This window comes from Streptomyces sp. NBC_00076 (assembly GCF_045041235.1).
Classification (GTDB): Bacteria; Actinomycetota; Actinomycetes; order Streptomycetales; family Streptomycetaceae; genus Streptomyces.
In genome coordinates, this window is record NZ_CP108242.1 from 7175697 (window position 1) to 7188117 (window position 12421).

The window sequence follows — 12421 nt, forward strand, 5'->3', positions numbered from 1 at the left end:
GGTCTAGTCAGGTCAATGCGTGTGCGGTGGATATCGGGGTGGGGGCCCCTTCAGGTGTTCGGCTCGCGCTCTTCGGGTGCGTCGCCGGAGGGCTCCGGCATTGCGATGACGTACGTCCCCTTGGCGGGCAGAGTGGCGACGAGCCCTCGTTTCCGGAGTTCGACGATGGCGCGACGCACGGTGCCGATGCTCACGCGGTGCAACTCCGTCATGGCTCGCTCGCCCGGCAGCGCGGCCCCCTGCGGCAACGTGCCGGAGGCGATGTCCGCCGCGATGGCGTCGGCGAGTTTCACGTACTCGTAGCGCGGGAGCTCACTCATTCCTCCACCGTGCCGCAGCCCAACGCTTGACGCAGAGTTGGGACGCGTCCCGCAGCGGTGGGTAGCGGTAAGACGCAGTGGGGTGCGGGGGGACGCAGTTGGCGGTATGGTCGAAATGACAGACCCCGGCGAGGTGGCTAGACCTCCCGGGGCACGGCCAACGCTTAATCAGGAGCGTCGACATGCACGACCTTATCCGCCGCACTCTCGAATGGCTGCGTCTCCTCTTCGCGCCCGGCACCGGCAAACGGCGCCGCCCTCGCAGTCACCCCTACTCCAGCCTCCACCTCACCCCCGTACGCCCCTCCGCCCCCCTGCCGCGCCACCGCTCCCCGTACGGGCTCCCCACCACCCTCGACGGCACCGCCTCCGCTCTCGTGCGCCCCTACCTCGCCGCGCTCGAACAGGAAGCCGCACTCCAGCAACACCGCCGCCTGGCCCTCGTCCTCGCCGCCGACTTCGGGATCGACCTCGACCGGCACCTGATCGGCGCGCAGGAGGTGGCCGCCTGATGGAACCCACAACGCGACACGTCACGGACCCCACGACGGCCTCCGCCTCAGCACCCCGTCTCCTGCCCTGGCCGTCCCCCGGCGGCAATCCGTGTTACCTGGTCACGGACGGCGGCGGGTACGTGTCCCGCCTCGCCGACGAGCTGGAGGCCACGCAACTGGCCATGGGCGTCGACGTGCTCGGCCTCGCCCGCACGGTGCTGGAGGACCCCACGTCGCCGTACACCGAGGTCCGCTACGCCGGCATCCGGCTCGCCGAGTGCCTGACCGACGCCCTGCGCGTCGCCGAGTCCCGGGGCCTGCGCCTGCCCGCACCGGACACGGAGGGCACCCAGGATGCCTACGCCTAACGCCCTCGCCCCACTACTCCCCGCACCCACCGATACACCAACTCCGGACGCCCCACCTGCCCGTACACCGGCGCTCGTTCCGCCCTGCCGGACTCCACGAGATGCTCCAGGTACCGACGTGCCGTGATCCGGGAGATGCCCACCGCCTCGGCGATCCCCGCCGCGGTCAGGCCCTCCTCGGCCTCCCGCAGCGCGCCGGTCACCCGTTCCAGCGTCGGTCCGCTCAACCCCTTCGGCAACGCTGCGGGCCCTGGCGCCCGCAGCGTCGCCAGGGCTCTGTCGACCTCGTCCTGGCCGCTCGCCTCGCCCGCCGACGCGTGGAACTCGGCGTAGCGCACGAGGCGGTCCCGCAGGGTCGCGAAGGTGAAGGGCTTCAGGACGTACTGGACGACTCCGAGGGAGACCCCCTCCCGTACGACGGTGAGGTCCCGGGCCGACGTCACCGCTATCACGTCCGCGTGGTGGCCGGCGGCCCGCAGGGAGCGGGCCAGTTGGAGGCCGTGCACGTCCGGCAGGTGGAGGTCCAGGAGGAGCAGGTCGACCGGTGTGCGGTCCAGCGCGCGGCGGGCCTCCGCGCCGGTGTGGGCCTTTCCGACGGCGGTGAAACCGGGGACACGGTTGACGTACATGACGTGGGCGTCGGCCGCGACCGGGTCGTCCTCCACCACCAGGACCCGGATGGACTGCTGCTCGGTCGTCGTCATGCTTCGCCTCCAGAAACCGGGTTGCCGCCGGACACCGTGCTGTCCCCGGAAACCGCACTTCCCCCCGTAACCGCGCTGCCCGCCGAAGTCGCGCCGCCTCCGGAAACCCTGCCCCCGGTAACCGCGCTGCCCCGAGAAGCTCCAGAAACCCCAGAAACACTGGAGGCCCCGGAAGCCCCGGAGGCCCCGGAAGCCTCAGAAGTCCGGCCCCCGGGGACGACCCCGCTCCCCGACACCACGGCCCCCTCCGACACCCGCTCGGATCCGTCCCCGCCCTCCAGCGACAGCCGTACCTCGAACTGTGCCCCGCCCTCGTCGGCCTCCGCCACCGTCAGGGACCCCTCGTGCCGGTTCACCGCCTGCCGTACGAGAGCCAGGCCGAGCCCCCGGCCGCCCGGTCCGGCCGGCTTCGTCGAGAAGCCCCGCTGGAAGACCGCCTCCGTGTGGGCGGGGTCGACGCCGGCTCCGGTGTCGCAGACGCGCAGCACCAGCTCACGGTCTTCGGTGTACGCCGTCACCGTCACCCGCGCCGGCACACTGCCCTGCGCCGCGTCGACCGCGTTGTCGATCAGGTTGCCGAGGATGGTGACCAGGTCACGGGAGGGGAGTGAGGGCGGGAGCAGGCCGTCGTCCAGGCGGCTGTCGTCCGAGACCACCAGCTCCACGCCCCGCTCGTTGGCCTGTGCGGTCTTGCCCAGCAGCAGGGCCGCCAGCACCGGTTCGCCCACCGCCGCCACCACCTGGTCGGTGAGGGCCTGGGCCAGCTCCAGTTCGGCGGTCGCGAAGTCCACCGCCTCCTCCGCGCGGCCCAACTCGATCAGGGAGACGACCGTGTGGAGCCGGTTCGCCGCCTCGTGGGCCTGGGAGCGCAGGGCCTGGGTGAAGCCGCGCTCGGAGTCCAACTCGCCCATCAGAGACTGGAGTTCGGTCACATCACGCAGGGTGACCACGGTTCCCCGGCGCTCGCCGCCCGACACCGGGGACGTGTTGACCACCAGCACCCGGGCCGCGGTCAGGTGGACCTCGTCCACCCGCGGCTCCGACGCCAGCAGCGCCCCGGTGAGGGGGGCGGGCAGGCCAATTTCCGCCACCGAACGGCCCACCACGTCCGCCTCGGACGCCACCCCGAGCAACTCCCGCCCGCCGTCGTTGATGAGCGCCACCCTGAACTGTCCGTCCAGCATCAGCAGACCCTCGCGTACGGCGTGCAGGGCGGCCTGGTGGTAGTCGTGCATGGCGCTCAGTTCGGCCGCGTTCATGTTGTGGGTGTGGCGGCGCAGCCGGGCGTTGACGACGTACGTGCCGATCGCGCCGAGGGCGAGTGCGCCGGCCGCGACCCCGAGCATGGCCGTCAGTTGTCCCTGCACCCGCTTGCTGATCTCCTCGACCCTTATGCCGGCGCTGACCAGGCCGATGACGCGGTGGTCGCCGTCCTCGACGGGGGTGACCGCGCGGACCGACGCGCCCAGCGTGCCCGTGTAGGTCTCGGTGAAGGGCCTTCCCTTCAGGGCGGGGGCGATGTTGCCGCGGAAGTGCTGGCCGATCTCGGTCTCCACGGGGTGGGTCCAGCGGATGCCCTGCGGATTCATGATCGTGACGAAGTCGACCTCGGCGTCCGTCATCACCCTCATCGCGTACGGCTGGAGCTCGGCCGTCGGGTCGGAGGTGCCGATCGCCTCCCGTACGGAGGGGGAGTCGGCGACGGAACGCGCCACCGCCAGGGCCTGCCGACGGGCGGAGTCCTCCGCCTGGCCGCGGTCGCTGACGTACGTGAACAGCGCGTACCCGGCGACGACGACCGCGATCAGCACCGCCTGCATGGCGAAGAGCTGGCCGGCCAGGCTGCGAGGTCTCGGGACACGGACGTACATGTCGTCAGTCTGCCTCTTGGCTGATTGTGAACTATATGAACGGAAGGGTGACCGCCCTCACACGACGGGAGATAGTCACCGCATCCCCCCATGCAGAACCGCCATACACAACCCCATCCAAATCCCCCGGACGTGAGCCGCACGCCGGTGATGCCGACGACGTCGTCAAGGAGGGCCTTCCGTGACCAGCGCAGCCGATACGGCACCTGCCTCACCCAAAGCCAAGCGGGACCGCACCCACTATCTGTACATCGCCGTCATTGGCGCGGTGGCGCTCGGCATCGCGGTCGGTCTGATCTGGCCCGATTTCGGGGTCGAGCTCAAGCCCCTGGGCACGGGCTTCGTGAACCTGATCAAGATGATGATCTCGCCCATCATCTTCTGCACCATCGTTCTGGGCATCGGCTCGGTACGGAAGGCCGCGAAGGTCGGTGCCGTCGGCGGCATCGCGCTCGGCTACTTCATGGTGATGTCCCTGGTCGCGCTGGCCATCGGCCTGGTCGTGGGCAACATCCTGCACCCGGGCGACGGGCTGCACCTGACCGAGGCCCTCAAGGCGTCCGGCCACGACCAGGTGTCGGCCGACGCGCTTCCGCCCGTCGAATTCGCGCTGTCGATCATCCCGGTGACGTTCGTCTCCGCCTTCACCGAGGGCCAGGTTCTCCAGACCCTTCTTGTCGCGCTGCTCGCCGGCTTCGCCCTGCAGGCGATGGGTTCGGTCGGTCAGCCGATTCTGCGGGGTGTCGAGCACATCCAGCGACTGGTGTTCCGCATCCTCGCCATGGTGATGTGGGCCGCCCCGATCGGTGCCTTCGGTGCAATCGCCGCCGTGGTCGGATCGGCGGGTCTGGACGCGCTCAAGAGTCTCGCCGTGCTGATGATCGGCTTCTACATCACCTGTGTGCTTTTCGTCTTCGTCGTGCTCGGGACGCTGCTGCGCGTGGTCGCGGGACTGAACATCTTCATGCTGTTCAAGTACCTCGCCCGGGAGTTCCTGCTGATCCTGTCCACCTCTTCCTCCGAGTCGGCGCTGCCGCGGCTCATCGCGAAGATGGAGCACCTGGGCGTGAGCAAGCCGGTGGTCGGCATCACCGTTCCGACCGGCTACTCCTTCAACCTTGACGGCACGATGATCTACATGACCATGGCGTCGCTCTACATCGCCGATGCCTTGGGGACGCCGATGTCGATCGGCGAGCAGATCCCGCTGCTGCTCTTCCTGCTGGTCGCCTCCAAGGGCGCGGCGGGCGTCAGCGGCGCGGGTCTGGCCACCCTGGCCGGCGGTCTGCAGTCGCACAAGCCCGCTCTGGTGGACGGCATCGGCCTGATCGTCGGTATCGACCGCTTCATGAGTGAGGCGCGGGCCGTGACGAACTTCGCGGGCAACGCCGTGGCTACCCTCCTGATCGGCACCTGGACGAAGGAGGTCGACCGCGAGCGCGTCGACCAGGTGCTCGCCGGACACCTGCCCTTCGACGAGAAGACGCTCCTGGACGACGGTGCCGACGGCGGCCAGGACGTCCACGCGGAGCTTCCCGAGCAGGGCGGCGAGAAGGAACTCGCAAAGGCCTGACGACGCCGCGCGGCACCGGGGGCCCCGACGCCGGGGCCCCCGCCCGACCGGCGTCCCCGGCCGCCGGCCTCGCGGCCACCCGGGCCTTCGATCTCGCGGTCGTGCGGCCACCGGCCACCCGGCCTTCGGTCGTGCGGCCACCGGCCACCCGGGCCACCGGCCTCGCGGCCACCCGGGCCACAGGCCTTCGTTCGCGCGGCCACCGGCCGCTGCGCCCTCCGGCCACTCCGGCCCACCGCCACTCCGGCCCCACAGCAGGGCCGGGCCCGGCCTGAACCCGGGCTCGTCCCTTGGTCCCCGGGCGGCTGAGTACTCCCCCGTAGCTCAGCCGCCCGGTCCGGCTTTCCAGGCCCTCACGCCGCTCTCGCCGTCACTCGGCGGTTGCGGCGTTTTCGGCGTTCTGGCCTGCCACCTTGGCCCTCACGTCCCCCTCGGCCTCATCGCTCAGCTTCGCCACCAGCGCGGTGGCGCGGGAGGCGGGTACACCTGCCGCGGTCAGTACGGTGATCGCGGCCGAGCGGCCCGCCTCCCGCGCTGCCAACAGGCCGTCGTTCACGGCCTCCATCAGCGCGATCAGGGTCTGCTCCTGGACGTACGCCAGTGCCGGCGCCGGCAGTGGTGAGTCGAAGACGCCCTCCTCCAGGCCGCGCCGCAGCAGCTCCACGCTGGCCCCGCGCACCGGGGTGAGGCGGTCGCGGATGCCCTGCATCGTCACGCTGCGCTGGGCGAGTGCGACCAGGATGCGATAGCGGTCGGCGACCTCCCAGACCGCCAGCACCGAGCGCGCCACGGCCTCCGCCGGGTCGTCCACGCCGTCCCGGCCCGCCGCGTGGGCCGCCGCCACCGACTCCACGGCACCGTCGACGAGCGTGCCGATCAGCGCCTCGCGACTGGGGAAGTGGCCGTACACCGTCCGCCGTACGACTCCCGCGGCGCGGGCGATCTGGTCCATGGACGCGTCGGGATCACGCAGCAGCTCCGCGAGGGCGACGTCGAGGATGCGGCGCCGGTTGGCGTCGGCGCGACTGGTGGGGCCGGTGGTCATGCAAGCCATTCTGCACGCCCGTCTGCGAGCAGCCCGTGTCCCTCCACCAGGGCTCCACCTCCTCGATTTGCACAGCACTGTGCAGTCGCCGTACATTGCACATCGTTGAGTAATTGCACATCCATGTGCAAGCGATACGGCACTCTTGCGGAACTCCGCGAGGAAGGCGACCCCTGACATGCGACTCGTCATGAACGAACCGGTCGAGACGATGGACCGCCCCTACGCCCGGCGTTGGTGGGCGCTCCTGGTGCTGTGCCTGAGCCTGCTGATCATCGTGATGGCGAACACCGCCCTCACCGTGGCCGCGCCCGACATGACCCAGGACCTGGGTCTGTCCAGCGCCGACCTCCAGTGGGTCATCGACGGCTACACCGTCCCGTACGCGGCGCTGATGCTGCTGCTCGGTGCGATCGGCGACAAGTACAGCCGGCGTGGGGCGCTCGTGCTGGGGCTGTTCGTCTTCGGGGGCGGAGCCGTGGCGGGGTCGCTCGTCGACAGTTCCGCCGGTGTCATCGCGGCCCGCGCGGTGATGGGCGTCGGTGCCGCCATGATCATGCCCGCGACGCTCTCGCTGCTCGCCGCGAGCTTCCCGCGCGCCGAACGCGCCAAGGCGATCACGCTGTGGACCGCCACGGCGGGCCTGGCGATCGCGGCCGGCCCGCTGCTCGCGGGCGCGCTGCTGGAGCAGCACAGCTGGAAGTCCACGTTCCTGATCAACGTCCCGGTCGCCGCGCTCGCCGTCATCGGCGCGCTGGTGCTGGTGCCGCCGTCGAAGGCCGCCGAGAAGGGGCGTATCGACTACGTCGGCGGACTGCTGTCGGTGGTCTGGATCGGCTCGCTGGTCTACATGATCATCGAGGGTCCGCACTTCGGCTGGGGCGTCAAGGCGATCACGGCCGCGGTGGTCGCGGGCGTCGGCCTCGCCCTGTTCGTGGTGTGGGAACTGCGCCACCCGCGCCCGGTCGTGGACGTCCGCCGCTTCACCGACCGTCGGTTCGCCGGCTCGAACCTCGCCGTGTCGCTGTTCTTCCTGGCCGTCTTCGGCGCCTTCTACTACCTCACCCAGCACCTGCAGTTCGTCCTCGGCTACAGCGCCCTGGACACCGGTCTGCGCATGCTGCCCCTGGCCGGCGCGGTCTTCGTCGGCTCGGCCCTCACCGGCTATCTGACGCCGAAGGTCGGCATGAAGTGGACCGTCACCGCCGGCATGGTCGGCGGCACGGCGGCCCTCGCCCTGCTCACCCAGGTCGACGCGGGTTCGTCGTACGGCGATCTCGTCGCCCCCCTCGCCGTCCTGGGGCTCGCGATAGGGCTCGCCCTCTCACCCTGCACGGACGCCATCATGGGCGCCTTTCCCGAGTCCGAACTGGGCGTCGGCGGCGCCGTGAACGACACCTCGCTGGAGCTCGGCGGCTCGCTCGGCATCGCCATCCTCGGCTCGCTGCTGGCCACGTCGTACTCCGACCACCTCACCGACGCGACCTCCGGCAGCAAGCTGCCCGCCTCGACCCTGGCCACCGCACAGGACTCGGTCGGCGCCGGATACGGGGTCGCGCGGGGCATCTCCGAGCAGGCCCGGAAGGTCGCCGCGCAGGCGGCCGGGGCGAAGGACCCGCAGCAGGCCGCCCAGTTGAAGGCCCAGGCCGATCAACTCGCCCAGGGGGCCCACCGGATGGCCGACGCGGTCGGCTCCTCCTTCTCGGACGCGGTCGCCCACACCAGCCTGATCGGCGCGGTGGTCCTGGGCGTCGGCACGGTCGTCGTCGCGCTGCTCCTGCCGCGTGGCAAGGAGACCGAGCGGGCCGAACAGCCGGAGACGGAGAAGGAACTGGCCGGCGCCCGCTGACTCACCGAACTCTTACCCGGCCGAACTAGCCTGCCGCACCGGACCGACCGGTGCGGCAGGCTCATGCGGAGGCACGCGGGGGATGAAGATCGACTGGGACCGGCGGACCTGTGCCCGGCGCGGGCATGTGACGTACGCGCCGGACGAAGCCGCGCTGCGGGAGCGGCTGCACGCGGAGACCGCCCTCGGCGCGGCCTGGCGCTGTCTGCGCTGCGGCGACTTCGCCCTCGGCGCCCCGCACGGCTCCGGGCCGGCCGACCGGGCCCCGCTCGTCCCGCGCGGCAAGGTGCTGCGCGACCTGTTCATCCTGCGCTTCCTGGCGGTCGAGCGAGCCGTGCGCGGGGTGTTCATCGTGCTGGTCGCGGTGGCGGTGTGGAAGTTCAGCAACTCCCGGGACGCGGTCCGCAAGCTCTTCGACGAGTACCTGGACGTCTTCCGGCCCGTCTTCCGCCACTTCCACTACGACCTCGACCACTCGCCGGTCGTCGGCAGCCTGCAGAAGACGTTCGGCTACCGGCACTCCACCCTGGTGCTGGTGGCGGTCCTGCTGCTGGCCTACGCGCTGATCGAACTCGTCGAGGCGGTCGGCCTCTGGTACGTCAAGCGCTGGGCGGAGTACCTGACCGTCGTCGCCACCGCCGCGTTCCTCCCTCTGGAGATCTACGAACTCACCGAGCGCATCAGCTGGTTGAAGATCGCCACGCTGGTCCTCAACATCCTCGCCGTCGTCTACATCGCGCTCGCCAAGCGGCTGTTCGGGCTGCGGGGCGGGCGCGGGGCGTTCGAGGAGGAGCGGCGGAGCGCCTCACTGCTGGAGGTGGAGGAGTCGGCGGGGTCCGCTGACTGATCCTCCGGCGCAGGGGGGGGGCGGCCGACGCGTGGGAAACCTCGGCCGTCGCGGCAGTGACGGTGTTGCCTTGACGTCGGCGTCAAGGCTTACGTTCGACCCATGCGCATCGGCGAGCTGGCGGCGCGGGCCGGGACCACGACCCGGACGCTGCGGTACTACGAGTCACGGGGTCTGCTGCCCGCGAGGCGGAACGGCAACGGATACCGCACCTACGACGAGAACGACCTGAAGCTGCTGAGGCAGATCAGGACGCTGCAGGACTTCGGGTTCGACCTGGAGGAGACGCGGCCGTTCGTGGAGTGTCTGCGGGCCGGTCACCCGGAGGGCGACACGTGTCCCGCCTCGCTCGCGGTCTACCGGCGCAAGCTGGACGAGCTCGACGCGCTGATCGGCGAGTTGCGGGCGGTGCGCGAGCAGGTCGGGGCGCAGCTGGCGAGGGCGGAACGGGCCCGTGACGAGCTGGCGGCCGATGCGGAGGCTCCGGGGGGTCCGGAGCCGGGGTGCGAACTGGGAGGGAACCTCAGATGATCAAGGCGGCGGGTGTGGCCGAGGTGACGGACGCGGACTTCGAGACGGAGGTGGTCGGCGCGGAGCTGCCGGTGCTGGTGGAGTTCACCGCCGACTGGTGTCCGCCGTGCCGGCAGATGGGGCCGGTGCTCAGCGCCCTCGCCGAGGAGGAGGGCGAACGGCTCAAGGTGGTCCAGCTGGACGTGGACACCAACCCGGAGACCACGAACGCGTACAAGGTGCTGTCGATGCCGACGTTCATGGTGTTCCGCGGCGGTGAGCCGGTGAAGGCGATGGTGGGGGCCCGGCCGAAGCGGCGGCTCCTGGAGGAGTTGGCCGACGTCCTCTGAGTCCCCGGCGAGCTCCCGGACGAGCTCCTTCGATACGAAGAAATCCCCCGAGCAATTGCGCTCGGGGGATTTCTTTGCGTATATTTACTGGTTCGCGACTTCACGGGAATTGGTCGCGAATGAGGCTTAGTGAGCACAGTATATCCGGGCGGGAGTGGAATTGTCAAACACCGACTTTCCAGATCGTGAATTGAAGCGCGAACAGGAATTCATCGACGAGCTGTACGCGCGCGTGGACGCCCTGCGCGGCGACACCGAGGTCTCGGTCACGGACGCGCTCGCCCAGGGCAACACGCCCATGCAGTTGCGGCTGGAACGGGACATCCTGGTCGCCGAGCGCTCGGGACTGCTGGCCGCGCTGAACGCGGTGGACGGTTCGCTCTGCTTCGGCCGGATCGACCTCAGCTCCGGCGTCACCCACCACATCGGCCGGATCGGTCTGCGCACCGACGACGCCGAGCACACCCCGATCCTGATCGACTGGCGGGCCGACGTCGCCCGACCCTTCTACCTGGCCACCGGCCACACCCCGATGGGCATCGGCCGGCGCCGGCACATCACCACCGAGGGCCGCACGGTCACCCACCTGCACGACGAGATCCTCGACCTCGGCGACGCCACCCGCACCGGCCACGAGGACCCGACCGGGGACGCGGTGCTGCTGGCCGCGCTCAACTCCGCCCGCACCGGCCGGATGAGCGACATCGTGCAGACCATCCAGGCCGAGCAGGACGAGATCATCCGGGCTCCGCACCGCGGGGTGCGGGTGGTCGAGGGCGGCCCCGGCACCGGCAAGACGGCGGTCGCCCTGCACCGGGCCGCCTATCTCCTGTACGAACACCGGGAACTGCTCGCCAAGCGGGCCGTCCTGATCGTCGGCCCCAACCCCGCCTTCCTCGGCTACATCGGCGAGGTGCTGCCCTCCCTGGGCGAGACCGGTGTCCTGCTGGCCACGGTCGGTGAGCTGTACCCCGGTGTGAGGGCGACGGCGACCGACACCCCCGAGGCGGCCGCCGTCAAGGGCCGTGCCGACATGGCCGACGTCCTCGCCGTCGTCGTACGGGACCGGCAGGCGCTTCCCGACCCGGTGATCGCGATCGAGCACGACCGCGAGATCCTGATGCTCGACGACGACCTGGTGAACATGGCCCGCGAGCGCACCCGGGCCACGGGGCTCCAGCACAACGCGGCGCGCGAGACCTTCGAGGGCCACATCCTCAACACGCTCACCGACATGGTCGCCGAGCGGATCGGCACGGACCCGTACGACGGATCCAACCTGCTCGACCCGAGCGACATCACCCAGATCCGCGACGAACTCGCCGAGAACCCCGAAGTCTGGTCGGCGATCGGCCAGTTGTGGCCGAGGGTGACAGCGCGGCGCCTGGTCGCGGACTTCCTCGCCGCGCCCGAGGGATACCTCGGCGACGAGGACGCGGCCGCCATCCGCCGCCCGGTGACCCGGGCGTGGACCGTCTCGGACGTACCGCTGCTCGACGAGGCGGCCGAGCTGCTGGGCGAGGACGACCGGGTGGCGCGGGCGCGCGCCGAGCGGGAGCGGGAGACGCAGATCGCGTACGCCCAGGGCGTGCTGGACGTCTCGTACGCGTCCCGGACCTACGAGTTCGAGGACAAGGACGAGGAGGACTCCGAGGTCCTGTCCGCGCACGACATCATCGACGCCGAACGGTTCGCCGAACGGCACGAGGAGGACGACCACCGCAGCGCCGCCGAGCGCGCGGCGGCCGACCGCACGTGGGCGTTCGGGCACATCATCGTCGACGAGGCGCAGGAACTGTCGCCGATGGCCTGGCGGTTGCTGATGCGGCGCAGCCCGACCCGTTCGATGACCCTGGTCGGCGACCCGGCGCAGACCGCGGAGGCGGCGGGCGTCGGCTCCTGGGCGGGGATCCTCGAACCGTACGTCGAGGACCGCTGGGAGCACACCCGCCTCCGGGTCAACTACCGCACCCCGGCCGAGATCATGGACGTGGCGGCGGCCGTGGTGCGCGCGGAGCACCCCGGCTTCGAACCCCCGAGTTCGGTCCGGTCGACAGGGGTACGACCCTGGGTGCGCGCCACCGACGACCTGCCCGGCGCCGTGGCGAAGGCGGTGGCGGAACTGACCCCCGCCGAGGGCCGGCTCGCCGTCATCGCGCCCCGCGACCTGCACCGCGCGCTGGCCGCCCGGCTGGACGGAGTGACGGCGGGCGCGGAGCCCGACCTGACGCACACCGTCGTCCTCCTCGACCCCCGCCAGTCCAAGGGCCTGGAGTTCGACTCGGTGCTGGTGGTCGAACCGGCGCGGTACGGCACGAGCGACCTCTATGTCGCGCTGACCCGGGCGACCCAGCGGCTCGGGGTGCTGCACGCCGACAAACTCCCGGCGACGCTGGCCGAGGCGTTCGCGGGCGCGGCGGAGGCGGGCGGCTGAGGGCCTGCCGTGCCGCCTGCCGTGCCGTCTGCCGCGCCGTCCCAGGGAACCGAGCG

At 71.0% G+C, this 12421-nt stretch carries 12 protein-coding genes; 8 read left to right on the top strand and 4 right to left on the bottom strand.

From position 1 onward, the window contains the following. Positions 1-50 precede the first annotated feature (50 nt). A complete protein-coding gene (locus OHA64_RS32845) occupies positions 51-320 on the bottom strand; it encodes a GntR family transcriptional regulator (RefSeq protein ID WP_405619302.1) in 270 nt (89 codons plus the stop codon). 182 nt (positions 321-502) lie between these two features. Here OHA64_RS32845 and OHA64_RS32850 point away from each other — a divergent pair, with 182 nt between their 5' ends. Then, a complete protein-coding gene (locus tag OHA64_RS32850; protein ID WP_405619304.1) occupies positions 503-832 on the top strand; it encodes a hypothetical protein in 330 nt (109 codons plus the stop codon). Continuing rightward, entirely contained in the window at positions 832-1182 is a 351-nt protein-coding gene (locus OHA64_RS32855) for a hypothetical protein (RefSeq protein ID WP_405619306.1), read from the top strand. The genes OHA64_RS32850 and OHA64_RS32855 overlap by 1 nt, the downstream gene beginning before the upstream one ends. On the opposite strand, the gene OHA64_RS32860 is transcribed toward OHA64_RS32855, so the two are convergent. Both OHA64_RS32860 and OHA64_RS32865 read right to left on the bottom strand, forming a co-directional pair. Then, positions 1179-1886 (bottom strand): response regulator, encoded by a 708-nt coding sequence (locus OHA64_RS32860; protein ID WP_405619308.1) that lies wholly within the window; start codon positions 1884-1886, stop codon positions 1179-1181. The genes OHA64_RS32855 and OHA64_RS32860 overlap by 4 nt on opposite strands. After that, positions 1883-3757, bottom strand: coding sequence for an ATP-binding protein (locus OHA64_RS32865; protein WP_405619310.1), 1875 nt, complete (start codon positions 3755-3757; stop codon positions 1883-1885). The genes OHA64_RS32860 and OHA64_RS32865 overlap by 4 nt, the downstream gene beginning before the upstream one ends. A 181-nt stretch (positions 3758-3938) precedes the next feature. On the opposite strand from OHA64_RS32865, the gene OHA64_RS32870 reads away from it, so the two are divergent. Continuing rightward, positions 3939-5330: a cation:dicarboxylate symporter family transporter gene (locus OHA64_RS32870; protein WP_405619312.1), complete on the top strand. Its 1392-nt coding sequence runs from the start codon at positions 3939-3941 to the stop codon at positions 5328-5330. Positions 5331-5700: 370 nt separating this feature from the next. Here the strand turns inward: OHA64_RS32870 and OHA64_RS32875 are convergent, their stop codons facing one another. Next, on the bottom strand, positions 5701-6375 hold the full coding sequence (locus tag OHA64_RS32875) for a TetR/AcrR family transcriptional regulator (protein WP_405619314.1): 675 nt from the start codon (positions 6373-6375) through the stop codon (positions 5701-5703). Between the two features lie 178 nt (positions 6376-6553). On the opposite strand from OHA64_RS32875, the gene OHA64_RS32880 reads away from it, so the two are divergent. The 5 genes from OHA64_RS32880 to OHA64_RS32900 all read left to right on the top strand — a co-directional run bounded on the left by OHA64_RS32880 (position 6554) and on the right by OHA64_RS32900 (position 12365). Continuing rightward, the gene (locus tag OHA64_RS32880; RefSeq protein ID WP_405619316.1) at positions 6554-8224 is read left to right on the top strand and encodes an MFS transporter; all 1671 of its coding nucleotides are present in this window, start codon (positions 6554-6556) and stop codon (positions 8222-8224) included. A gap of 82 nt (positions 8225-8306) precedes the next feature. Then, positions 8307-9071, top strand: coding sequence for a DUF2127 domain-containing protein (locus OHA64_RS32885; RefSeq protein ID WP_405619318.1), 765 nt, complete (start codon positions 8307-8309; stop codon positions 9069-9071). A gap of 102 nt (positions 9072-9173) precedes the next feature. Next, on the top strand, positions 9174-9602 hold the full coding sequence (locus tag OHA64_RS32890; RefSeq protein ID WP_405619320.1) for a MerR family transcriptional regulator: 429 nt from the start codon (positions 9174-9176) through the stop codon (positions 9600-9602). 14 nt (positions 9603-9616) lie between these two features. Further along, on the top strand, positions 9617-9931 hold the full coding sequence (locus OHA64_RS32895; RefSeq protein WP_405624217.1) for a thioredoxin family protein: 315 nt from the start codon (positions 9617-9619) through the stop codon (positions 9929-9931). 190 nt (positions 9932-10121) lie between these two features. Beyond that, positions 10122-12365, top strand: coding sequence for a HelD family protein (locus OHA64_RS32900; RefSeq protein ID WP_405619322.1), 2244 nt, complete (start codon positions 10122-10124; stop codon positions 12363-12365). Positions 12366-12421 lie beyond the last annotated feature (56 nt).